Raw genomic sequence first — 22,769 nt, 5'->3', positions numbered from 1 at the left:
GAAATTGAGAAAATAAGGAAAGATTTTTATTTTCAAATGATAATTAAGGCCCCAGCTTTTTCCCCAAATTGCGAACCTACATAATAACTTGTATTAATAACCAATTAAATATATTTATTATGAAAAAAGTAATTTTGAGCATCTCCGCGATGCTGTTTGTAGGTGTAGCTTTGGCACAAAACACTAGTAATGTAGACCAAACAGGTTTATTAAATGGAGCATTAGTGGTTCAGGTTGGATCAAATGATTCAGATGTTAACCAAGACGGTTTTTTCAATTCAGCAACTGTTCTTCAAATAGGTGTTGATAATGAATCAACTATTGATCAATTAGGTATTGCAAACTCTGCTTCAGTTACACAAATTGGATGGGGAAATACTTCTGATATTGACCAAGGTCCACTATTAGGAAATAGTGCTACAGTTTTTCAATTTGGAATTGGCAATGATGCTGATCTAACACAAATCGGATTCTTTAATAGTTCTAGTGCAACTCAGGTAGGTTGGGGCAACGATGCTACTGCTTATCAATTTGGTTGGGGCAACGAATCTGAAACTTATCAAGAAGGATTATTCAATTCAGCTTCAACACTTCAAATTGGAATTGGAAACTCTTCTAGTATCGATCAATACGGAGTTGCTAACAATGCTTTGACAGCACAATTAGGATGGGGAAATGTTAGTACAGTTACTCAGTCTGGGTTCTTAAATAACAGCGTAGTGCTACAGGCAAACTAAAAAAAAACCAAGGAAAGGAAGAACTAGATATATCAGTTCTTCCTTTTTTTATTATTAAAAAAATTATGAAAGGTATTGTTATAATCATTTTATTTCTAAGTATTGGAAATATGTTCTCGCAATCTATTGATGGGAATGTAAATGATTATGTTTTAGCCTCAAATGAAATAAACAGCCGCAATCAAAACCAGAATACAAATCAATATATTATAAGTCATAATATAGTCAAAATTGCACAAATTGGAAATTATAATCAAGCCAATTTGACGATTATTAGCCCTAACGCCTATGTAACTGCACAGCAAACGGGTAATAATAACTACATGAATGTCTACAAAAATGCAGACGAAATAAACCAATCCTATATACAGTCAGGTAATAATAATTATATAAGTGATGTTTCATTGTATTCGCGTAATGCAGAATCAATGAAGATCAATCAGGAAGGCAATAATTTAACGGTTTTCAGCTCAGGATCAAATTCAATATCAAAGGATATGATCATTAATCAATCTGGAAATTCAGGAATAATATACGTATTCAATCGCTAAGATTATGAAAAAGTATTTAAACATAATTGTTGTATGTTTTTTTGTTTTTTTTTCTGAAAATGGTTTTTCGCAAGCCGTCTACAAAGAGGTAAAAGCGAAAATTGAAGTTAAAGAAGTAGAGAATTTATTATTAATAACCGGAACTGTAGAAAATTTAAAATCAGAGTTTAAGAATATTTCATACAAACTGAGTGTATTCAAAAAAAACAAATCAAATTCAAATAAATCAACTAATGCGCAAGATGGCAGAGTAACATTAGAACCCATTCAAAAAGTTGAATTGTCTAAAACGCAGGTCAATTATTCAAAAACGGATGAAGTTATAATAATGCTGTTGATTTACGATGAAAGTAATGCCATAATAGGTAAAGACCGAATTGTTTTTGGAGAAGAAACAGAATCAAACGAAGGGAAATCTGTCCCTGTTGACGGAATCGAAATGATTGGTATTGTGGCTAATGATACTAAGACGAAACTGGGAAATGATTACTATGATATGTTTTATGCTCAATATTCTAAACTAAAAATTCATACTTCTAAAATTGTAACCGTTCAGGAAGAATTGACTTTTGGACGTACAACAAAAATTACAATTTTAGTCGATAGTGATATTATAGAGGAGTTTATTTCACGTCCTGACGAAGATTTTTTAAAATACATGGCTGAATCAGCCTCATCAAAGTTATTCAAGTATTTTAAAGACCTCGAAAAGCAAAATAAAATAATTACTCAATATTGAAATTCAAATTGAGTATATTTTTTCGGTAAGAAGTTTTACTATTTTAATTTTTTAAATAAAGATATCTATATGAAAACTATAGCGTTACTCGTTTGCCTATTTGGTTTTAGCACAATATCATTATCGCAAAACCTTACTTATAAAGCTGCAAATCCAAATTTTGGAGGAGATACTTTCAATTATCCGTGGCTCCTTAGCTCAGCTCAGGCACAGAATGATTACAAGGATACTTCGAATACAGGCTATAAGCAACAAACAGATTTAGAGCGTTTTAAAAGCAATTTGAATAATCAATTGCTAAATAGACTCTCAAATTCATTGTTTGGTGATCAATTTGGAAACGGTACAGGAAGCACTGGTACAGGAACAGGAACAGGCACAGGAACCGGCACAGGCACAGGAACCGGCAACGGCACACTTACACCGGGAACGTATGTTTTTGGAAGTTTATCAGTTGATATCTACCATTCTAATTTAGGATTGGTGGTTGATGTACTTGATACAGACACAGGTGAGCAAACACAAGTAATTTTACCAGGTCAATAGATTTGATGTTTTATAGTAGTTAGGTTCATGTATTATTGTAAATAATTTAGAATTATGAATAAAAGTCCCCTTTTTCTATTATTAGTAACTTTCCTTTTTACAGGATGTGGAGCTTATTTCAATCAGCCTGTTGGGGTGCAGAAAGCGGTATATGGAGAACATACTCCTGCAACCACAGCATTGGTAGAAATGCCAAAACCCAAAGAACAGGTAGTCGTAGGTGTTTATAAATTTAAAGATCAGACCGGACAGTATAAACCTACTGAACTGGGAAGTACATTTAGTACCGCCGTTACACAAGGTGCAACATCTATTTTAATAAAAGCTTTGCAGGACTCAAAATGGTTTATACCTATAGAACGTGAAAATTTGGGTAACCTTTTAAATGAACGAAATATTATTCGTTCTACACGTCAGGAGTATGCGGCAAAAACAGAACCTAATGAAGCTGTTTTAACCCCTCTTTTATTTGCAGGAGTTTTATTGGAGGGTGGAATTATCTCTTACGATACCAATATTATTACAGGTGGTTTTGGAGCAAGGTATTTTGGAGCAGGAGGCTCAACACAATACAGACAAGACCGTGTTACTGTTTATTTAAGATTGGTGTCAACTTCAAACGGAAAAATATTGAATACTGTGTATGTTTCTAAAACTATTTTATCGCAAAGTGTCGACGCTAGTTTGTTTCGTTATGTAAACTTAAATAGACTTTTGGAAGTTGAAACTGGTTTTACCAGAAATGAACCTATTCAGATGGCTGTAACAGAAGCGATAGAAAAAGCTGTTGAAGGGCTTATCGTAGATGGAATCAAGGATAAGCTGTGGGAAGTAAACGCACCGCAAAAACAAATTGATGATTTTGTAGCTGAATATGATAAAGAAAAAAACGAGGCAGATTTAGCACAACTATACAACCGAAATTTAAGTGAAAACAGAAGAGCCAGATTTGGTATAGAAGCTTCTGGAGGAACTGCCATAATGCAGGGCGATTATCCAAATCCGGAGCCTATGCCAATGATAAGAGGAGCATTGAAGTTTTTTTTCTCACCCACCTTTAACTTAAGTGCCTCATCAAACGCTTTTCAAGTGGCAAACAAAAACAAAATGGATTTGGGCTATTTGTCTTTAGATTTAAATCTGGAATGCACGATACTGCCCCGTGACGTATTTTCTCCTTTCGTTTTTGTAGGGACAGGTTTTGAATTCGATCATCACCGGGAAAATTTTCACACTAAAGTTCAGGGCGGAGCAGGACTCGAATATCTAGTTTCACCTCATGTCGGAATAAAATTGTACGGAGAGTTTAATGCAGCTTTTAGTGATAATGTCGATCATTTGGAGGCTGGAATACGCGATGATTATTATTATCGGATTGGTTTAGGAATGACATACTATTTCCCAAAAGAAGTTAAAATCAAGAAAAAATAGGCAGCCTTTTAGTCTTAAAGAAAAACGTTTACAGGATCAAGTTCAATATAAGTTTAATAAAATCAAGTCTCAAATGAAAATAGGATTAAAAATTTTGGCGTGCTTTATTCTTTTAATTTCTTGTAGCGAAGAACAACTTGACGAATCAGGTACAGGATCATTGAAAGGAAGAGTTGTTGATGTTCGAACATATAAAGGAATAGAAAATGCCCGCGTATCTTCAAATCCCACAACGAGCACTGTTTATACAGATAAAGATGGATACTTTAAGATTGACAAAGTACCTACAGGAAAATATGCTTTTCAAGCTCAAAAAGATGGTTTTATTGCCAGATTTGTGCCCGCTACAATTGAAAAAGATATTGAAATTGAAGTTATTTTTGAGTTAGAAATCTCAACAGCGACTAACAAACCACCAGAAGTTCCGGTATTAACTGCACCAGCGGACAATGCGGTTGGCCAGGCCTTAAGTCTCAATTTAACCTGGACTGCTAATGACCCGGAAGGTGACCCTCTTACGTATACAGTTATCGTAAAAAACGGAACAACCGACGAAATTAAAACATACTCTGATCTTAAAACAACAAGTTTAACGATTTCGGATTTAAGTTTTAGTACGAAATATTATTGGCAGGTTGCTGTTAATGACGGAATTAATAAACCAATCAATAGTGTAACAAATTCGTTTACGACATTGGCTTTTCCAAATCCAAGATACATGTACGTTAAAAAGATCAAAAACAACAATGTGATTTTTACAGCAGATGACGCAGGAAACGAGCTTCAATTATCTTCAGCTGAGGTCAATAGTTACAGACCCAGAAAAAACTTAAGCATAAACAGAATTGCTTATATTAGTTCTGACGGATCACTAAATCAAATCTTTAGTATGAATCCAGATGGTACAGATGTGAAAAAAATTACAAATTTTGTACCTATAGCTGGTTTTAATATGGATAATGTGAGTTATAGCTGGAGCACAAACGGAAAACAAATTATTTATCCCAATTTTGACAAACTCTACCGCATAGATTCTGATGGATCAGGTTTAATTCAACTGTTTAAAACGCCAAATGGCAAATTTATTTCAGAATGCGAATGGAGCAGAGATGGAAATCAGATTATCCTGAAAGTAAATGATGTTTCTGGTTATAATGTTGAAATTTATGCAATAGATATGGGTGGAAATGTTTTATATCAAGTACTTTCCGGAGTTACGGGCGGTGCAAGCGGAATTGATATTTCTATTGATAATAAACGTGTTGTATATACCAGAGATGTTTCAGGATTTGAAAATGCAACTTACAGACGATTAGATTCAAGAATATTCATTTATACCGTAGCGACTAATACCTCTGCAGAATTAGACACTCAAAAAGAAAATGGTTTTAACGATTTAGATGTCAAATTCTCGCCAAATGAGGCAAAAGTAATTTTTGTAAACACCTCTAATGATGGTTTGTCTGCCAAGAATATTCAAACAGCCAGTACAACTACAAGTACAGGAACAGGCGGTACAACAACTTCTACAAGAACAACTTTATTTCAAAACGCGTCAATGCCAGATTGGAAATAATATAGAATACAGCAATTTCCAAACAAATTAATTTAAAAAAATCAGTGGCACTTATAAAGCTGCTGATTTTTTTTGTGAATCAGGTATACGAATCAATCAAAGAATTAAAAAAAGGGATTATCTTTGCACCACATCAACACAAACTAATTTTCATGAGTTCAGATTCTAGCAAAAGGTACGCACAAAGAGGTGTTTCAGCATCTAAGGAAGACGTACACAACGCCATAAAAAATATTGATAAAGGTTTATTTCCACAGGCATTCTGTAAAATTGTCCCTGATTATTTAACTCAGGATTCAGATCACTGCTTAATTATGCATGCTGACGGAGCCGGTACAAAATCGTCTTTGGCATATATGTATTGGAAAGAAACTGGTGATATTTCAGTTTGGAAAGGAATTGCTCAGGACGCTTTAATCATGAATATTGATGATTTATTATGCGTTGGTGCAACAGATAATATATTGCTTTCTTCTACTATAGGAAGAAATAAAAATCTAATTCCTGCTGAAGTTATTTCGGCGATCATCAATGGAACGGAAGAATTAATCAACGAATTAAAATCTTTTGGTGTAACCATTCATTCAACTGGTGGAGAAACTGCCGACGTTGGAGATGTCGTTCGTACTATTATTGTAGATTCTACCGTAACAGCTCGTATGAAACGCAGCGATGTTGTTGATAATGCTAATATTAAAGCGGGTGATGTTATTGTTGGACTTGCTTCATTTGGTCAGGCAACTTACGAAAAAAGCTATAATGGCGGAATGGGAAGTAATGGCTTAACATCTGCTCGTCATGATGTTTTCGGAAAATATTTAGCTAAAAAATATCCTGAAAGCTTTGATGCTCTTGTTCCGGAAGAATTAATTTATTCAGGTCAGGTAAATTTAACAGATGAGGTTGAAAACAGTCCAATAAATGCTGGTCAGCTGGTACTTTCTCCAACAAGAACTTATGCCCCAATTATCAAGAAAATTTTAGATACTTATACACCAAACGAGATTCACGGAATGGTGCATTGCAGTGGAGGAGCACAAACTAAAATTCTTCATTTCGTTCAGAATTTACACATTATAAAAGACAATTTATTTCCGGTTCCACCATTGTTTAAGTTAATTCAGGAGCAATCAAAAACAGACTGGAAAGAAATGTACCAGGTTTTCAATTGCGGTCACCGTATGGAAATCTATGTTCCTGAAAACATTGCGCAAGATATTATCGCTATTTCAAAATCATTTAATGTTGATGCCCAAATTGTGGGTAGAGTAGAAGCGGCAGATACAAAGAAATTGACAATTAGCAGCGAATACGGAACATTCGAATATTAATTTTTAAGTTACAAAGATCGAGAGGTTCTGAGTTGCAAAGGTTTTTATACTGGAGTTTCAACAGGACCTTTTTTATTAATAATTAGTTTTTTTAGGAGCTAATCCCGCTATCCGTTACAATCTTTTGTGCCGAACCCCGGCACAAAAGGATTTCCACTGCTATCGGGGCTAAAAACAACCAGAGTTATGTACGAGTTACTTTTTTGGAGATATTTAGATGAGGTTTATTTAAATCATCACGAAGTTTACGAAGCACTTCTTGAAAAAGAAGAAGTTCAAGGATTAGAAACACTTCCTGTTGAGGTAATCTTTAATAGAATAGCTTCTGTATTTTCAACATGGGAAAAAGTAGATGAAAACAGCTGGCAAAACACTAAAGGAAAAGGTGCATTCCAGGTTATTTCAACACCACAAAGCATCAAAATTGACTGCTATGGAACCGAAGGAAAAACCATGAATAAATTGGTTGAAGTGATGGAAGAGTTTAAATGTCCCTTGTACGATCCACAAGTACCGGAACGTTATGATGAAATGAGTGAATAAACGAAGACCGACTAAATAAACAAGCCTCTAATTTTAGAGGCTTGTTTATTTAATAAAAGAGGAATAGTTTACCTATTGTTCAACTATTTCCAAATAATATCGTTTTTCATGATTATTAATTTTGATATTTAAAATTACAAATTTAAATAGTAGTTCAGTTTTTAGATAATGTTAAAGTTTTCGCCTGAATCAAAACGTCCATTTTTGATTGTATTTTTTACATCTGTGTATTTTTGTACATGCACTAATCTTCTTCCACTTTTAGAATGCGTACAATCAATTTGTAATTCCAGATATTCTTTTTTTCCGTCCCAGAGGTCTTTCAAATCTTCGTCAATTAACATTTGAACACAATGATCGTGAATCTCCTTGTTTTTCCTCCATTTACCAGGAATATTTTTAAAATCGTATCGTTTTAGTTTTAATTCCTTCCCAATAAAATTTTACCGCTTCCATGAATATAATCTTCGATAAGCAAAATACTTATAGATACATTTTCGATATCGGAATACGTCTTGTTTATAAATTTAAGATACTATCTAATTTTAGTTGCATTCTCAAAAGTTTCAACTTCTTTGCAAAGAATACTACATGTTTTAATATTGGGTTTAAATATGCGAGGTGTTAAATAAAATATTAAGAAAGATAAAACCCCAGTAAATAAGGCAATTAATAAGTCATACCAAAAAGTTTCTGTAAAATCTTTTTTTTGCTAATTGTACGGCTAATAAAATATTCAAAATCATAATTTATAAAAATTGCAAGAACACAAATAAAGAAGAATAGTCTTATGTTTTTTATTGAATTCTAAAAGCTTATTTATGAATCGACGCTATTTTTTTTCTCAATTATTTTTTTTCAAATATCTTTACAAATCTCAACTAAGAAGATAAAAAAAATATAGAGAATTTCAAAAGAATATAAAAAAATGAATCAGGAATATAATTTCAGTTTTTCAGACAATACTATTTTAGAAGACGATTTGGTTTTATTGCGTCCTTTGCAGGAATCAGATGTCGACAATTTATTAGAAATATCCATCAACGAGCCAGAAACCTGGAAATACTCTTTAGTTGGAGCAGACGGAAAAGAAAACCTGATTAATTATATTCAATCGGCAATAAAAGCAAGAGGTGAAAAGAGAGAATTCCCATTTATCGTTTTTGATAAAAAATCTCAAAAATACGCTGGTTCGACTCGTTTTTATGATATTCAGCTTCCCTATAAAACTTTACAATTAGGCTACACCTGGTACGGTTCTGCCTTTAGAGGAACTGGTCTTAACAAACATTGTAAATTTTTATTACTTCAGTTTGCTTTCGAAACCTTAGGAATGGAGCGTGTAGAATTCCGCGCTGATAATAACAACGAAAGAAGTATCGCTGCAATGAAAAGCATCGGCTGCAAAGTCGAAGGCGTTTTAAGAAGCCATATGCCAACTGCAGAAAACGAGGTTCGTCGTGATTCTATTGTTTTAAGTATCCTGAGAAACGAATGGTTTGAAGAAGTAAAAGAAAATCTAAAACAAAAGCTATAAAAAAGAGCCATAGGATCTAAAGATATTGTAGGGCTGGACTTCAGTCCAGTTTAAACGAGTAGGAAAAACAGAAGAAAATCTAAAGCAAAAGCTGAAAAAAAGAGCCAAAGGCTCTAAAAATATTGTAGGGCTGGACTTCAGTCCAGTTTAAACGAGTAGGAAAAATAGAAGAAAAGCAAAAGCTGAAAAAAAGAGCCATAGGCTCTAAAGATATTGTAGGGCTGGACTTCAGTCCAGTCTGGGCAGTAAATTGAATTTACCATTACCATTACGTTAGTTAACCATCTTTCAATATTAAATCTTGTTCCTTTCTAATTTTGCTTACCAATTGATCAACATATGTTTTTACTTTCTGCGGAAGCGTATTCCAGTTGGCATCTTTCTTAAAACTTCTGCAATAGTCTAAATCGCATTCGACAGCGCGAATCACATATTTTTTGTTTTTATAAACGGTAATGATTTTAACCCGACTTATTTCATCATTTTCATTTCTTGTTCCGTAAATGATAATAGGTTCAATATAGCCATCTCCATCAAGATCTTTCGTACTGCAATATTTTGTCCAAAACCAGATATTGGTTTCTTTCGGTTCCGTAATTTCAAGCAAATCATTTACGCGCCACTTTTCAAGAAAACCACCATGGTCATTTATGGTGCAAATGGCTTGGATTTTAGTATTTAAAGTATCTTTTTTACTAATTGTCTTTTGATTTTCGCATAAAAGCAATTCATAAACACCGCCTTTATCACTATACTCAAACGCTTTATAGATTGGAAAATCTGAAATGCCGTCCAGTTCTCGTTCTATAATTTGTTCTTTTGTAAGTCTGTAACATTCTACTTTTTGAGCGTAAATAAATGTCGTAGAAAAAAGAAGAAGAGTGAAAATATAATTTTTCATGAATGGATTACATTTTTAGTAATTCAAAGATATTTAAAACCTTTTTAGCTCAGTCCAATTTATATTTTTTAAAAAGCATATTTTATTGTATTTTTCTGACCTAAAAGTATTGATAAAACGTTTTAGTAAATACCTGATATTGTTTTATCCAAAAAATAATGATTAAATAAAATACCTGATGACTATAATAAATTGTAAAAACATTCTTTTTGGATTTTCATTTATATTGCTTGGTTACACCAGTAATGCGCAGAAAAAAGGAAATGAAAAACGAAATTTAATTCAGTACGTAGATCCGATGATTGGTACTGCCAAAATGGGGCATACGTATCCTGGTGCAACAGTTCCGTTTGGGAGTGTGCAATTGAGCCCGGAAACCGATACGATTGCTTATGGTTTAAACGGAAAATATAATGGAGATGTTTATAAATATTGTGCAGGTTATCAATATGATGACAAAACAATTGTCGGTTTTAGTCATACCCATTTCAGCGGAACAGGTCATTCTGATTTAGGTGATTTTCTGATTATGCCAACAACAGGTAAATTGCAATTGAATCCCGGAGTGGCTTCAAAACCACATTCAGGCTATCGTTCTGCATTTTCTCATAACACCGAAAAAGCAGAACCGGCATATTACAGTGTTCTTTTGGAAGATCATAATATCAAAGCAGAATTAACAGCAACAACACGTGTTGGAATGCATCAATACACTTTTCCAAAGTCAGATGAAGCACATATTATTCTGGATTTAACTTCAGGAATTTACAATTACGATAAAAAGAATGTCTGGACATTTGTTCGTGTTGAAAACGATACTTTGATTACCGGATACAGACAAACCAACGGATGGGCGAGAACGAGAACAGTGTATTTTGCTATGTCTTTCAGTAAACCAATTAAGACTTACGGACAGGCAGCACAGGAAAAAAGTGTCTACAGAGGTTTTTGGGGACGATTTGATCAAGCCAAAAATTTCCCGGAAATGGCAGGGCAGAACCTGAAATTATTTTTTGATTTTAATACCGAAGAAGGCGAAAAAATCAAAATTAAAATGGCTCTTTCACCGGTAAGTTCTGCCGGAGCATTAGAAAACATGAAGAAAGAAGTGCCAGGCTGGGATTTTGAAAAAGTAAAAAAACAAAGTCAGGAAATTTGGAACAACGAGCTGAATAAAATTCAGATAGAAGCCATTCAAAAAGAAGATTATGTGAATTTCTATACCGCAATGTATCACGCCTTTTTAGGTCCAACAGAATACATGGATTTAGATGGAAATTATAAAGGTTTGGATATGAACGTTCATAAAGCTGAAAACTTTAAAAACTATACCAGCTATTCGTTATGGGATACTTATCGGGCTTTGCACCCTTTCTTTAATATTGTGCAACCAACAAGAAACTCAGATATGGTGAGTTCGATGTTGGCACATTCAGATCAAAGTGTGCATAAAATGTTGCCAATCTGGTCACATTATGCAAATGAAAACTGGTGTATGATTGGGTATCATTCCGTTTCTGTAGTGGCCGATGCCATTGTAAAAGGTAATACTGGCTTCGATCCGGAAAAAGCACTTCAAGCCTGCGTAAATACAGCAAAAGTACCCTATTATGATGGATTGGAATATTATATGAAAATGGGTTATGTTCCGGAAGATAAAAATGGCTCTTCGGTTTCAAAAACATTAGAATATGCTTATGATGATTGGGCGATTGCGCAGGCCGCTAAAAAACTAGGAAAAACAGAAATTTATAAAGAGTTCATCGAAAGATCCAAAAACTACAAAAACGTTTATGATGCCAAATCAGGTTTCATGCGACCTAAGCTAAACGACGGAACTTTCAAAAAAGAATTTGATCCTTTAGACACACACGGACAAGGTTTTATTGAAGGAAATTCGTGGAATTATAGCTTATATGTACCACAAGATTCTGCTGAAATGATTAAAATGATGGGCGGAAATGACAAGTTTAATGTGAGATTAGATTCGTTATTTAATATGCATTTGCCGGACAAATATTTTGAAAATACAGAAGATATTACAAGAGAAGGAATTATAGGGAATTATGTGCACGGAAATGAGCCATCGCATCATGTGGTTTATTTGTACAATTGGACCAATTCCCCTTGGAAAGCTCAGGATAAAATAAGAATGATTCTGAAAAAAATGTACCGAAATGGAGCAGACGGTTTAGGTGGAAATGATGATTTTGGACAAATGAGTGCCTGGTATATTTTTAGCAGTTTAGGATTTTATCCTGTCGCACCTGGCTCTGATGAATATGCTTTGGGAAGTCCGCTGGTAAAAAATGCTGTTTTTAATTTAGAAAACGGGAAGAAATTTGAACTAGAGACGGTAAATCAATCAGTTAAAAATGTTTTTGTGAGCAAAGTGCTTTTAAACGGAAAAGAACTTTCTAAACCTTTCTTAAAACATGCTGATGTCATGAATGGAGGAAAAATTACGTTTTATATGAGTGCAAAGCCAAATAAGAAGAATTATCAAAATTAATAAAAAGCCAAACGTGACATAGTTTGCAAAAACTTCACGAAATTTGCACTTTAAATAAAAGTAAATATGAAAATAAATCTAAAATCTGGAATTGACAAATTGCTTTTCGGAATGAAACAGAATGATGTTACAGCTGTTTTTGGCAAACCTGATAAAAACTATAAAGATGAAGATGACAATGTGATTTTCGTTTACAATTCACATAAAATCAGATTGACATTTTATGAAGAAGAAGAACTGAAATTAGGTTATTTAGTAGCGTCAAGCAATGATTTAGAAGTTTTTGGATTCAAAGTAATTGGAAGAAAAATTGCTGATGTAAAGAAAGATTTCGCAACAAAAGGTATCACAAAATACACTCAGGAAACTTTTGATACTTTCGAAAACTATTTCAATGAAGACAATTGGTTCATACTTCAAACTGAATTTGATGAAGTAGTGAAGTTTGAAATTGGTGCAATTATAAATGAAAAAGACGAATTTGCCTGGAAGTTTCCGGTAAAGAAATAAACTTAATATTGTCATTGCTAGGAACGAAGCAACCGCACTATGATAAGAAAATTTTCTAATAAAAAATATGCGAAATGAGATTGCTTCGTTCCTCGCAATGACAAACAAAAAAAACCGACAATCACTTGTCGGTTTTTTTTGTTTTCAATCAAAAAGAATTATCCTTTCAACCATGCATTTTTAAGTTTCTCTTTTGAAGCATCTGTTGCTTTAAAAGTTTCTGATTCTTCAAATGGTATTTTAACCGTTCCTTTGATAGTTTGTTCAACACCAGCACGTTTTATTTTAACTGTAATTGGGTCATTTTCTTTCCAGTTTTCACTTTCTCCAATTAAATCATAAATGTTGTCTAAGTTGTAAGCTTTATCGTTAATAGAAACAATTCCGTCACCAGCTTTAAGATTTAAATTAGTAAAGAAAACATTTAAGTCAACATCAGGACGAACACTTATTGCTTTAGTTGCTTTGTCAATACCAATATAAGGAGTTTGTCCTTTGATGAAAATGGAACCTGGTTTTTTCTCAGATGTTTTTGTTACACCTACTTTTGCTAAATAAAAATCATAAGGAATTGGCGTTGTTCCTGCCACATATTTAGTTAAAAATTCACCAACTTCAGGATAAGTCAATTGTGTGATTTTTGCAAAAAGTTCATTATCATTAAATGGTTTTTCGATACCATATTCATCAGATAATTTATGCATTAGATCTAAAATACCTCTTTCTCCATTGCTTTTTTCTCTGATAATAATATCAATACACATCCCAATTAAGGCACCTTTTTGATATACATTTAAATATTGATCTTTATAAGGCTCTTGTAAAACATTGGCACTCATTTTTGTAAAAGACATTGTGTCATTTAATTTTTTTGCCTGTTCAATTTTATCAGCAATTCGGGTGTAAAATTCACCTTCATTAATTAATCCCTGATTGATTTGAAACAGATTAGCAAAATATTCTGTTACACCCTCATACATCCATAAATGTTCAGACATTTTGGGATCATTATAATCAAAAAACTGAATTTCTTTTGAGTGAATTGTCAAAGGTGTTACAATATGGAAAAATTCGTGAGAAACAACATCTTTCATTGATTCCACTAATTTTTCTTTTGGCATAGATTCCGGTAAAACAACCGTAGTTGCGGTTGGATGTTCTAATGCCCCAAAACCATGTGCGTCATCTTTAGCCATACTTGATAAATACAATAGAACAGTATATTTTTTAGTAGAATTTACTTTTCCTAAAAAGGTTTTCTGAGCTGTCATCATTGTTTTCATCTCCGGAGTAATGCTTTCTGCAGTAAATTTTCCTGTTGGAGAATATACGGCAATCAAAATATCCATTCCGTTAACGTTGAATGTAGTGTAGTCTGGTTTTGAATACATAATTGGATTTTCTACCAAAACAGCATAACGAGAAGTTTTAAAAACGTCACTTGTTTTGCTTGCATCTTCGTCTGTCATTGAAGTTGCTCCCCATAAGGTTTCAGGGTGCGTAATTGTAACGTTATACGGTACATCTAGCTTATCTTTAAAATAACCTACAAAACCATGTGTATTTACCATGAAATTAATTCCGGCATTAATGTTAGTTCCAGCTGGTGAAAAAACGTCTCCACCTCCAAAACCAGCTCCTTTTTCAGTATCGAAAGTATCTCCAACTAAATAAGTAATCTTTTTTAATGTTTTTGCATTTGAAATAGACCAGGAATTATCATCAATTCTTTTTACCGTTAGTTCATTTCCTTTAGCATCAAAAGCTTTGAAGCCATCTGAATATTTTCCATAATTATCCGTAGAATAAGTTCCCGGAACTGTTTTTGGAATACTATAGATAATTTCGTCTGTTTTAATTGCAGGAGGAGTTACAGTTACCAAAACTTTGTCGTCTTTTACATCGACAAGATTGATGTTTACATCTACAGTGTTGCTTTTTGCAGCACCTGATGTACTACCGGTTTTACAGCTCCAGAATGTTACAGCAAGAGCTAAGGTGTAAATTATTTTTTTCATTTGTTCGCGTTTAGTTATGTATTTGACTGATAAAATAGAAAATTGTTACAATACTTGTATAAATATAAAAAAACTCCTGAATTTTCAGGAGTTTTATGTTAGTCGAGTTTATTCTTTATATAATATTTACCATCTAAATCTTCATCAAAATCATCTATTTTAACGGGTTTTGGTTTTGGCTTATTCGCAATAGCCTTCTTTTTCCACATTTCAAATTTTTCAAGCGGCATTTTCTTTTTCATGATTTCCAAAACTTCTTTTTCTGCCAATCCAAATTCTTTTTTAATAATTTCAAATGGATTTCTTTCTTCCAAGGCTAGCGAAACAAGTTTTTCTGTTTGTTCCCAGCTCAACTCTTTGCGGTTACTCTTTTTCATCACGTGAAAATTAATTCAAAATAGGGGTTAATGATTAATAGATTGATTTTCAATTTAAGTATCAATATTAATAAAAAAAATAATTAGTTGGTTCGTTCAGGGATATTTTTTTTAATGATTTTAACTGTTTTTAACTGATCTTGATTTTTGAAAGGGAATTTGCAACAAATTTTTCAATTTGTTGTGCTCTTCGGGCGCCATATGTGTGTCAACTCCATAAATTAATTCTTCTTTAGGTAAAGTGGTAAAAGTGCCAAAAAGCCGGTCCCACACAGAAAAAATATTACCATAATTACTATCTGTGTACGGTAGGACATAGTGATGATGTACTTTATGCATGTTTGGAGACACAATAAAATAACTTAGAAAGACATCTAATTTATTAGGTAACGAAATATTGGCATGATTGAACTGAGAAGCTACAACAGATAAAGATTGGTATAGGAAAACCATCCACATCGGGCTTCCCACAATTAAAACACCTGCAGTGGTAAATAAAAAACGAATGATACTCTCGCCAGGATGATGCCTGTTTGCTGTTGTAGTGTCAATCCAGGTATCAGTATGATGGATAAGATGAAAGCGCCAAAGAAATTTCACTTTATGCTGAACAAAATGTGCCAGATAAGCTCCAATTAAGTCCAAAAGAAGCAATCCAACAATAGTGTACAACCAAATTGGAATTTCGGGTAGCCACTCTAGTATTCCAAAATGATTCTCAGTCGTCCAGCTTGCCGTTTTAATTAAAATAAAAGCCAAAACAAAATTGACAATAATCGTAGTAAACGTCAGGAAAAAATTGATTCCGGCATGATGCCATTTTCGGTATTGCATTTGAAATAACGGAAACGTATTCTCAATTAACCAAAAAAGCGTAATTCCTCCAACCAAAATTAAACTTCGGTGCGAAGACGGAATTGTACCGAAATAAGCAATAATATCATTCATGATAATATATTTTTTAGAAGATCATTCATCAAAATAGAGCAATAAAAAAGAGAAAATCAAGTATAAATATATCTGATTTTCTCTTAAACTTTTATAATGGAGTAAAAAAATTACGCTGCGTCGTGATTCTGAAGCAATGACTTATAAATAAAACCAGCCACGATGGCACCTAAAATTGGTGCAACCCAAAATAACCAAACCTGAGATAATGGCTCTCCGCCAACAAAAACAGCCTGTGATAATGATCTTGCAGGATTTACAGAAGTATTGGTAATTGGAATACTTATTAAGTGAATTAAAGTTAAACCTAAACCGATTGCGATACCGGCGAATCTTCCGTTTGCAAATTTATCAGTTGCTCCTAAAATTATCAATAAGAAGAAAAGGGTTAATACAAATTCAGCAATAAAAGCTGATTGCAGAGAATATCCCTCAGGAGAAAATGCACCAAAACCATTGGATGCAAAAGCGCCTGCTTTAGTATTATCAATTGCAAAACCTGCTTTGCCTGATGCGATAGTGTAGAGCGTTCCTGCTGCTGCGATTGCTCCAATACATTGTGCAATAATATAGGGCAACAGGTCTTTTGCAGGAAATCTTCCTCCAGCCCATAAACCAAAAGATACGGCAGGATTAAAATGTCCGCCCGATATATGTCCAACAGCATAAGCCATTGTTAGTACAGTTAAACCAAATGCTAATGCAACACCCGCAAACCCAATTCCTAATTCAGGTATTCCGGCAGCAAATATTGCGCTTCCGCAACCTCCAAATACCAGCCAATAGGTTCCAAAAAATTCTGCAAATAATTTTTTCATAATTTAATAATTTAATGGTTAATGTTAGAATGTATATTGGTAAGCCCAGTAAATCAAAACGATTTGCAAGGGCAACCGTAAAAATAAAATCCACTTTGGTAAACCGAAACTTGCCTTTTTATTTTGCAACATGAATAAATTGGCTGGAAATATAGCAATCAGAAGCACTATAATTCCCCATGCTGCAAATTTTCTGGTAAAAGGAAGAGTCAGTAGAATGCCTAAAAGTATTTCGGCAGCTCCACTTAAAGTATTAATTAATTTGGGGTTTTTAAATGCGGGAGGAATGATTCGGATGTACATTCCGGGACTTCTAAAATGATTAATTCCGGCAATTATATACAGAAAAGCCATTAAATATAAATGCCAGGGTAAATTCATGATATCGTATTGTTTATCACGAATTTATAAAAAAATTAACAATTATTGCATTACAAGAGGCTTTTTTTTAATAGTATTTAAAACGACTAATTTTTTCGTTTAAAATTTACATTCATAATAATTATAGCCAAAATAATCAGAACAATCCCGACCCACTGAGAAAAGATCACTTTTTCGTTTAAAAGTACATAAGCCATCATTACAGAAACAGGTAATTCTAAGGCAGAAACAATACTTCCTAAGCCAATTCCGGTTAACGGGAAACCAGCATTCATAAGCATAGGAGGGATGATAGTTCCGAACAAAGACAAAACAATTCCCCACTTCATAAAAATTTCAAGATTAAATGGTGTTACCTGAGTAACAAAGGCAAAAGAAAATACAATAACAGCGCCGCCTAATAACATATATAAACTTCTTTGTGCAGATGAAATTTCAGTAGCAACACGATTTGCAGTGAACATGGTTGTAGTAAAAGAGGCTGCAGCCATAATTCCCCAGGCAAGTCCTCTCCAATCTAATTTTATATCGTTATTGACGATATTGGTTGCCAAAACAGTTCCGATAAGGACTATGAAAACTGCAATTACTTTTTGTTTTGAAGGTAGTTTTTTTTCCAAAATCATCTCCAGTAAAACACCCATCCAAACGGTTTGCATCAATAAAACGATACCAATAGAAACCGGAATGTATTTTACAGCCAGATAGTAAAATAAACTTGTCATTCCTAAAGATGTTCCGGCAAGCATTAAACTAAAAATGTTTTTTGGAGTAGCTTTTACAACTTTGTCCTTGTGCTTTATTTTTTGGAAAGCGTTAATTAATAAAATTCCAATGATCCCCAAAACAAATTGAGAAGTGGTTACTTCGGCAGTGGTATATCCTTCAGAATAAGCCATTTTTACAAAAGTGGCTAACATTCCGTAAGTTGTAGCTCCTAAAGCAACTAAAAATACTCCTTTTAATACATTGTTTTGTGACATCTGAATTTATTTTTTAAAAAATTAAAGCCGGCAAAGGTAAGTTATTTTGTTTAAGATTTAGCAGAAAATCGTTGAAAACAGTATTATTGCTGTTGTTTCGAAAACGTATTTCTTTTGTAAATTGAAGATTTCTCAGAATATTGAAAAACACGTAAAATAAAAAAGCCATCAAATGCTGTGATTTGATGGCTTCGTATTTCTACTTAAAATAATCTGATTGAATTACTTTACAGGTTGATTTTGATACGTTTCAATTTCAAAGATTAAAGTAGCGTTTGGCGGAATTACACCTCCCGCACCTTTTTCGCCGTAAGCTAAATTAGATGGCAGGAAGAAAATAGCTTTTTCTCCATCTGTCATCATGTCAAGAGCTTCAATGAAACCAGGAATCATTCCATCTTTTTTTCCTACTGTAAAAGGAAAAGCCTTGTAACCACCTTGCGCATCTCTATTCGCATCGTATTTGCCATAAGCTTTCGCTACACTTGGCATACTACTGTCAAAAAGAGTTCCATCTTCAAAATAACCAGCATAATGAAAATAAATATTAGAACCTTCAGCGCCTTTTACGCCAGTTCCTTTTTGTGTTACCAAATATTTTAAGCCAGAAGCTGTTGTAGTAGCTTTCGCTTTTGTTGCTGCAAAATAAGCCACTTTATCTTTAATAACCTTTTGAGCTTCTAATTTTTTGGCTTCGTCTTTTTTAGCATCATCAGCTAAAACTTTTACTGCATCAAATTTTTTAGCAGCAGCACCTTTGCGTGTAATGGTAATTTTTGTCATGATATCATCCTGAACAATTTTGTTTACATTGTCCATTCCTGAAACTACATGTCCAAAAATAGTATGTTTTCCATTTAACCACGGAGTTTCTTTGTGCGTGATGAAGAATTGGCTTCCGTTTGTTGCCGGGCCAGAATTTGCCATTGCCAAGATACCTCCTTTGTCAAATTTTAATTCTTCTCTAAATTCATCTTTAAAAGAATATCCGGGACCTCCTGAACCATTTCCATCAGGATCTCCACCCTGAATCATGAAATCATTAATAACTCTGTGAAATTTTAATCCGTCGTAAAATGGTTTTCCTTTTAGTTTTTCCACTTTTACATTAGGATTTTTACCTTCTGCCAAAGAAATAAAGTTAGCAACCGTAACAGGAGCTTTTACATATTCTAAAGAAACAACAATGTCTCCTTTTGTTGTAGAAATAGTGGCAAAAATACCATCATTTGGATCTGCTTTGGGAGCTACTTTTGCTGTAGTTTGTGCTTTTGCTGCAGGTTTTGCTGCTGGCTTTTTTGTAGCTTGTGCCTGGATATTTATAACCGCGAGGCAAAATAAAAATAGAAATTTAAATTTCATCGTATTCTGAATTTAAGTCTATGATAAGTTTTAAAATATATTATTGTGGTTTTTCTAATAATTGAATTTCGAAAACAATATTAGCGTTTGGCGGGATAACATTACCAGCTCCTGTAGCTCCGTAAGCCAAATGAGACGGAATAAAAATAACCGCTTTATCTCCAAATGAAAGTTGTTCAATTCCTTCAATAAAACCAGGAATCAGACCTGATTTACTTCCTGCTGTGAAAGGAATTGGCTGATATTGTTTTGCTTCAGCTCTTGCCGGATCAAATTTTCCAAAAGTTTTAGCAACTTCTTCTATACTTGAATCAAAAAGAGTTCCGTTTTCTAAGAAACCTGCATAATGAATATATACCTGAGTTCCGTTTGCAGGTTTTTTACCTGTTCCTTTTTCAGTAATAACGTATTCTAATCCTGTACTTGTTTTTGTAGCTTTTGCTTTTAAAGCTGCAAGTGCTTCAACTTTTTCTTTTTGAACTCCTGCATATTTACTTTGTTCTTTTGCTATTTCAGAAAAGTAATCGTGAAATACTTTTACAGCATCAAACTTTTTAGCTTCTTCACCATTTCTAATGATTGTTACCCTTACAATTTTATCATCTTGTTTTACCTGATTTACTACTTCTTGTCCTTTTTCAACTACATGACCAAAAACAGTATGTTTTCCGTCTAACCATGGAGTTTCAACATGCGTGATAAAAAATTGGCTGCTGTTAGTTCCCGGACCGTTATTTGCCATAGCCAGAACCCCTGCTTTGTCAAATTTTAAATCGGTGATTTCATCTTTAAATTTATATCCGGTGTCTCCAGAACCAGTTCCCTCAGGATCTCCGGTTTGAATCATAAAGTCTTCAATTACTCTGTGAAATTTTAACCCATCATAAAAAGGTTTTCCTTTAAGATATTCTTTGGTTACAAATTCGTTTTTACCTTCTGCTAAGGTTACAAAATTTGCTACCGTGATTGGTGCTTTTTTATAATCCAATTCAACAATAATGTGTCCTTTGTTCGTTTCAATGTCAGCATACAAACCATCAGGCAAATTGCTATGTTCGTCTTTACAAGAATAAAATGAGGTAACGGCTAATAGTAATAATAAAATACTTTTTTTCATTTTTAAAATGTTGTTTTATGGGTTTATTGTATCTTTTTTAGGCTGAACTGCTGGTTTTACTGTTGCAGGCTTTGCTGTTGCAGGTTTTGGAGTTTGTCCGGCTGCAGTTGGAGTAACAGTTTGTCCTGCCGCAGCTTGTGCTGGTGGAGGTGCTGTTTGCGGAGCATTTGGATCCGGCACAAAATTGCGCAATGTAACGGTACAAATTAAAGACTCATTAGGTCCAATTTTTTTGTTATCACCATGATATCCGTAAGCAATATGAGATGGAAACAAGAAAGTTGCTGTTTCATTTTTACGCATTAACTTGATACCATCACGCAATCCCATCATGATTTCTTGTTTGTCAACACGATACGTTTGTGGGCCAAGATCTGCTTCTGAATAGATTACATTGCCTTTGATATCTTTTATTTCTAAATTGAAATAAGCAATATCTCCTTTTCGGGGCGTTTGCGTTTCGTTTAGATTTCTTTCTTCATAAGAAAGCCAATACCCTTTTCGGGTAGCGTAGTATTTTACTTTCGGATTACTTTTTATAATCTTCTTAATAACATTTTCTTCGTCTGCTATTAATTTCTTGTTACGATCAACTGATTTTTTCATAAAAGATCCCGAAGCTCTTGAAATAGGTCTTCTGGCATCTTCATGTTGTTTACAGCTAACCAATAAAACAGCAAAAAGGAGCGTGTAAATGCTTAGTTTTATGTAGTTCATAGTAGGTTATATTTTTAGTTTAGTTACTAAATCTTCAAATTTTTTCAAGGTTTCTTCCATCGAAACATCAGATCTTCCACCAGCAGCATTACTATGTCCTCCGCCATTAAAATGATCTCTTGCAAACTGATTTACATCAAATCCACCTTGTGAACGGAAAGAAATTTTGATAATTTTCTCATCTTTATTTTCGATAAAAATAGCAGTAAAAACAATACCTTTTATGCTTAGCCCGTAATTTACAATTCCTTCAGTGTCGCCTTTTACATAATTAAAGGAGTCAAGTTCGTCCTGAGTAAGCGAAGTGTAGGATGTTTTATGTTCTTCAAACACTTTCATGTTCTGTAAAGCGCGCCCTAATAATTGTAAACGACTGTACGAACTATTATCAAATAATAAGACAGGAATCTGAGTATTTTCAACACCTAAATCAATCAATTCTGCAATAATTCTGTGTGTGTTTCCGGTAGTTCCAGGAAAACGAAACGAACCTGAATCGGTTAAAATTCCGGTATAAATACAAGTTGCAATGGTTTTATCTAAATCTTCTTTTTTGTTTAGGAAAGAAATAAAATTATAAATCATTTCACAAGTTGAACCAAAGGAGGTATCAGAGTAGGTATAAGCAGCGTAATCATCAGGTTTTTGATGATGATCAATCATAATAAAAGGAGCAGTTAGTTTTACTAAAGTATGTTCCATTTCGCCTGTACGATGAAAAGCATTAAAGTCGAGTGTAAAAATCAACTCTGCTTCTTCTAATATTTTGGTACAGTTTTCAGTATCTTTTTCAAATATTTTTACTGTTTCAGAACCCGGAAGCCAGGCCAGAAAATCAGGAAAATCATTAGGAGCAATAACCGTTGGCTGATGCTTGTTTTTTAGTAAAAAATGGTATAGTGCTAAAGTAGAACCCATAGCATCGCCATCTGGTCCTCTGTGCGGTATAATTGCAATTTTCTTTGGAGTTGCAAGCAACAATTGTATTGCCTGAATATCTTGTATTTTCATAGTGTGCGAATTTACATTTTTTTAATGTAATGTTGAAAACATTTTGGAGATTAACACACTTTTATTAGTTGTCAGTTTTCTGTCACAGTTTTCAGCGTTAACTGCGACCGAAAACTGTGACTG

Annotated in this window: 23 protein-coding genes; 11 read left to right on the top strand and 12 right to left on the bottom strand. The window is 33.7% G+C overall.

The annotated features are described in order from the left end of the window. Positions 1 to 119 precede the first annotated feature (119 nt). The 8 genes from B0A65_RS13840 to B0A65_RS13805 all read left to right on the top strand — a co-directional run bounded on the left by B0A65_RS13840 (position 120) and on the right by B0A65_RS13805 (position 7,454). Positions 120 to 737 carry a hypothetical protein gene (locus B0A65_RS13840; protein ID WP_074656737.1) on the top strand — a complete coding sequence of 206 codons (618 nt, stop codon included), beginning with the start codon at positions 120 to 122 and terminating at the stop codon, positions 735 to 737. 65 nt (positions 738 to 802) lie between these two features. After that, entirely contained in the window at positions 803 to 1,288 is a 486-nt protein-coding gene (locus B0A65_RS13835) for a hypothetical protein (RefSeq protein WP_074656739.1), read from the top strand. 4 nt (positions 1,289 to 1,292) lie between these two features. Then, the gene (locus tag B0A65_RS13830; RefSeq protein ID WP_083370356.1) at positions 1,293 to 2,027 is read left to right on the top strand and encodes a CsgE family curli-type amyloid fiber assembly protein; all 735 of its coding nucleotides are present in this window, start codon (positions 1,293 to 1,295) and stop codon (positions 2,025 to 2,027) included. Positions 2,028 to 2,096: 69 nt separating this feature from the next. Then, positions 2,097 to 2,573 carry a curli assembly protein CsgF gene (locus tag B0A65_RS13825; protein WP_074656742.1) on the top strand — a complete coding sequence of 159 codons (477 nt, stop codon included), beginning with the start codon at positions 2,097 to 2,099 and terminating at the stop codon, positions 2,571 to 2,573. A 54-nt stretch (positions 2,574 to 2,627) separates the two neighbouring features. Further along, entirely contained in the window at positions 2,628 to 4,004 is a 1,377-nt protein-coding gene (locus B0A65_RS13820) for a CsgG/HfaB family protein (RefSeq protein WP_074656744.1), read from the top strand. Between the two features lie 73 nt (positions 4,005 to 4,077). Continuing rightward, complete coding sequence (locus B0A65_RS13815; RefSeq protein WP_242670286.1) at positions 4,078 to 5,580, top strand: carboxypeptidase-like regulatory domain-containing protein; 1,503 nt, start codon at positions 4,078 to 4,080, stop codon at positions 5,578 to 5,580. Between the two features lie 152 nt (positions 5,581 to 5,732). Continuing rightward, positions 5,733 to 6,911 carry an AIR synthase related protein gene (locus B0A65_RS13810; protein WP_074656748.1) on the top strand — a complete coding sequence of 393 codons (1,179 nt, stop codon included), beginning with the start codon at positions 5,733 to 5,735 and terminating at the stop codon, positions 6,909 to 6,911. A gap of 186 nt (positions 6,912 to 7,097) precedes the next feature. Next, positions 7,098 to 7,454, top strand: a complete 357-nt coding sequence (locus B0A65_RS13805; RefSeq protein ID WP_074658277.1) for a hypothetical protein — start codon at positions 7,098 to 7,100, stop codon at positions 7,452 to 7,454. 161 nt (positions 7,455 to 7,615) lie between these two features. On the opposite strand, the gene B0A65_RS23295 is transcribed toward B0A65_RS13805, so the two are convergent. After that, the gene (locus B0A65_RS23295) at positions 7,616 to 7,780 is read right to left on the bottom strand and encodes a hypothetical protein (protein ID WP_207556437.1); all 165 of its coding nucleotides are present in this window, start codon (positions 7,778 to 7,780) and stop codon (positions 7,616 to 7,618) included. Between the two features lie 602 nt (positions 7,781 to 8,382). On the opposite strand from B0A65_RS23295, the gene B0A65_RS13795 reads away from it, so the two are divergent. After that, a complete protein-coding gene (locus tag B0A65_RS13795; protein ID WP_074656753.1) occupies positions 8,383 to 8,991 on the top strand; it encodes a GNAT family N-acetyltransferase in 609 nt (202 codons plus the stop codon). Positions 8,992 to 9,268: 277 nt separating this feature from the next. Here the strand turns inward: B0A65_RS13795 and B0A65_RS13790 are convergent, their stop codons facing one another. Continuing rightward, entirely contained in the window at positions 9,269 to 9,892 is a 624-nt protein-coding gene (locus B0A65_RS13790; protein ID WP_074656754.1) for a M949_RS01915 family surface polysaccharide biosynthesis protein, read from the bottom strand. Positions 9,893 to 10,070: 178 nt separating this feature from the next. On the opposite strand from B0A65_RS13790, the gene B0A65_RS13785 reads away from it, so the two are divergent. Beyond that, positions 10,071 to 12,404 carry a GH92 family glycosyl hydrolase gene (locus B0A65_RS13785; protein ID WP_074656757.1) on the top strand — a complete coding sequence of 778 codons (2,334 nt, stop codon included), beginning with the start codon at positions 10,071 to 10,073 and terminating at the stop codon, positions 12,402 to 12,404. A 66-nt stretch (positions 12,405 to 12,470) separates the two neighbouring features. Further along, positions 12,471 to 12,914: a hypothetical protein gene (locus B0A65_RS13780; protein ID WP_074656760.1), complete on the top strand. Its 444-nt coding sequence runs from the start codon at positions 12,471 to 12,473 to the stop codon at positions 12,912 to 12,914. A gap of 158 nt (positions 12,915 to 13,072) precedes the next feature. Here B0A65_RS13780 and B0A65_RS13775 read toward each other — a convergent pair whose 3' ends face one another. The 10 genes from B0A65_RS13775 to B0A65_RS13730 all read right to left on the bottom strand — a co-directional run bounded on the left by B0A65_RS13775 (position 13,073) and on the right by B0A65_RS13730 (position 22,646). Next, entirely contained in the window at positions 13,073 to 14,932 is a 1,860-nt protein-coding gene (locus B0A65_RS13775; RefSeq protein WP_074656763.1) for a M61 family metallopeptidase, read from the bottom strand. Positions 14,933 to 15,030: 98 nt separating this feature from the next. Next, on the bottom strand, positions 15,031 to 15,309 hold the full coding sequence (locus B0A65_RS13770; RefSeq protein ID WP_042563191.1) for a DUF2805 domain-containing protein: 279 nt from the start codon (positions 15,307 to 15,309) through the stop codon (positions 15,031 to 15,033). 120 nt (positions 15,310 to 15,429) lie between these two features. After that, positions 15,430 to 16,257: a sterol desaturase family protein gene (locus B0A65_RS13765; RefSeq protein WP_074656764.1), complete on the bottom strand. Its 828-nt coding sequence runs from the start codon at positions 16,255 to 16,257 to the stop codon at positions 15,430 to 15,432. Positions 16,258 to 16,367: 110 nt separating this feature from the next. Continuing rightward, positions 16,368 to 17,075, bottom strand: a complete 708-nt coding sequence (gene aqpZ / locus B0A65_RS13760) for an aquaporin Z (protein ID WP_074656766.1) — start codon at positions 17,073 to 17,075, stop codon at positions 16,368 to 16,370. Between the two features lie 24 nt (positions 17,076 to 17,099). Further along, positions 17,100 to 17,456: a DoxX family protein gene (locus B0A65_RS13755; protein ID WP_074656769.1), complete on the bottom strand. Its 357-nt coding sequence runs from the start codon at positions 17,454 to 17,456 to the stop codon at positions 17,100 to 17,102. Between the two features lie 86 nt (positions 17,457 to 17,542). Then, positions 17,543 to 18,439, bottom strand: a complete 897-nt coding sequence (locus B0A65_RS13750; RefSeq protein WP_074656771.1) for an EamA family transporter — start codon at positions 18,437 to 18,439, stop codon at positions 17,543 to 17,545. 222 nt (positions 18,440 to 18,661) lie between these two features. Then, on the bottom strand, positions 18,662 to 19,801 hold the full coding sequence (locus B0A65_RS13745; RefSeq protein WP_074656772.1) for a peptidylprolyl isomerase: 1,140 nt from the start codon (positions 19,799 to 19,801) through the stop codon (positions 18,662 to 18,664). Between the two features lie 40 nt (positions 19,802 to 19,841). Continuing rightward, on the bottom strand, positions 19,842 to 20,918 hold the full coding sequence (locus tag B0A65_RS13740) for a peptidylprolyl isomerase (protein ID WP_074656774.1): 1,077 nt from the start codon (positions 20,916 to 20,918) through the stop codon (positions 19,842 to 19,844). A 15-nt stretch (positions 20,919 to 20,933) separates the two neighbouring features. Continuing rightward, positions 20,934 to 21,635 (bottom strand): gliding motility-associated peptidyl-prolyl isomerase GldI, encoded by a 702-nt coding sequence (gene gldI, locus B0A65_RS13735; RefSeq protein WP_074656776.1) that lies wholly within the window; start codon positions 21,633 to 21,635, stop codon positions 20,934 to 20,936. Positions 21,636 to 21,641: 6 nt separating this feature from the next. Beyond that, entirely contained in the window at positions 21,642 to 22,646 is a 1,005-nt protein-coding gene (locus tag B0A65_RS13730) for a DHH family phosphoesterase (protein WP_074656779.1), read from the bottom strand. Positions 22,647 to 22,769 lie beyond the last annotated feature (123 nt).

It is taken from the genome of Flavobacterium frigidimaris (assembly GCF_002217275.1).
Lineage (GTDB): Bacteria > Bacteroidota > Bacteroidia > Flavobacteriales > Flavobacteriaceae > Flavobacterium > Flavobacterium aquidurense.
The sequence above is the reverse complement of the archived record's forward strand: the minus strand, read 5'-3'. Positions and strand labels throughout refer to the sequence as shown.

Bases quoted from the DNA above. Each gene is read 5' to 3' on its own strand.
- B0A65_RS13840 (WP_074656737.1), top strand. From the start codon at position 120: ATGAAAAAAGTAATTTTGAGCATCTCCGCGATGCTGTTTGTAGGTGTA.
- B0A65_RS13835 (WP_074656739.1), top strand. From the start codon at position 803: ATGAAAGGTATTGTTATAATCATTTTATTTCTAAGTATTGGAAATATG.
- B0A65_RS13830 (WP_083370356.1), top strand. From the start codon at position 1,293: ATGAAAAAGTATTTAAACATAATTGTTGTATGTTTTTTTGTTTTTTTT.
- B0A65_RS13825 (WP_074656742.1), top strand. From the start codon at position 2,097: ATGAAAACTATAGCGTTACTCGTTTGCCTATTTGGTTTTAGCACAATA.
- B0A65_RS13820 (WP_074656744.1), top strand. From the start codon at position 2,628: ATGAATAAAAGTCCCCTTTTTCTATTATTAGTAACTTTCCTTTTTACA.
- B0A65_RS13815 (WP_242670286.1), top strand. From the start codon at position 4,078: ATGAAAATAGGATTAAAAATTTTGGCGTGCTTTATTCTTTTAATTTCT.
- B0A65_RS13810 (WP_074656748.1), top strand. From the start codon at position 5,733: ATGAGTTCAGATTCTAGCAAAAGGTACGCACAAAGAGGTGTTTCAGCA.
- B0A65_RS13805 (WP_074658277.1), top strand. From the start codon at position 7,098: ATGTACGAGTTACTTTTTTGGAGATATTTAGATGAGGTTTATTTAAAT.
- B0A65_RS13795 (WP_074656753.1), top strand. From the start codon at position 8,383: ATGAATCAGGAATATAATTTCAGTTTTTCAGACAATACTATTTTAGAA.
- B0A65_RS13790 (WP_074656754.1), bottom strand. From the start codon at position 9,892: ATGAAAAATTATATTTTCACTCTTCTTCTTTTTTCTACGACATTTATT.
- B0A65_RS13785 (WP_074656757.1), top strand. From the start codon at position 10,071: ATGACTATAATAAATTGTAAAAACATTCTTTTTGGATTTTCATTTATA.
- B0A65_RS13780 (WP_074656760.1), top strand. From the start codon at position 12,471: ATGAAAATAAATCTAAAATCTGGAATTGACAAATTGCTTTTCGGAATG.
- B0A65_RS13775 (WP_074656763.1), bottom strand. From the start codon at position 14,932: ATGAAAAAAATAATTTACACCTTAGCTCTTGCTGTAACATTCTGGAGC.
- B0A65_RS13770 (WP_042563191.1), bottom strand. From the start codon at position 15,309: ATGAAAAAGAGTAACCGCAAAGAGTTGAGCTGGGAACAAACAGAAAAA.
- B0A65_RS13765 (WP_074656764.1), bottom strand. From the start codon at position 16,257: ATGAATGATATTATTGCTTATTTCGGTACAATTCCGTCTTCGCACCGA.
- aqpZ (WP_074656766.1), bottom strand. From the start codon at position 17,075: ATGAAAAAATTATTTGCAGAATTTTTTGGAACCTATTGGCTGGTATTT.
- B0A65_RS13755 (WP_074656769.1), bottom strand. From the start codon at position 17,456: ATGAATTTACCCTGGCATTTATATTTAATGGCTTTTCTGTATATAATT.
- B0A65_RS13750 (WP_074656771.1), bottom strand. From the start codon at position 18,439: ATGTCACAAAACAATGTATTAAAAGGAGTATTTTTAGTTGCTTTAGGA.
- B0A65_RS13745 (WP_074656772.1), bottom strand. From the start codon at position 19,801: ATGAAATTTAAATTTCTATTTTTATTTTGCCTCGCGGTTATAAATATC.
- B0A65_RS13740 (WP_074656774.1), bottom strand. From the start codon at position 20,918: ATGAAAAAAAGTATTTTATTATTACTATTAGCCGTTACCTCATTTTAT.
- gldI (WP_074656776.1), bottom strand. From the start codon at position 21,635: ATGAACTACATAAAACTAAGCATTTACACGCTCCTTTTTGCTGTTTTA.
- B0A65_RS13730 (WP_074656779.1), bottom strand. From the start codon at position 22,646: ATGAAAATACAAGATATTCAGGCAATACAATTGTTGCTTGCAACTCCA.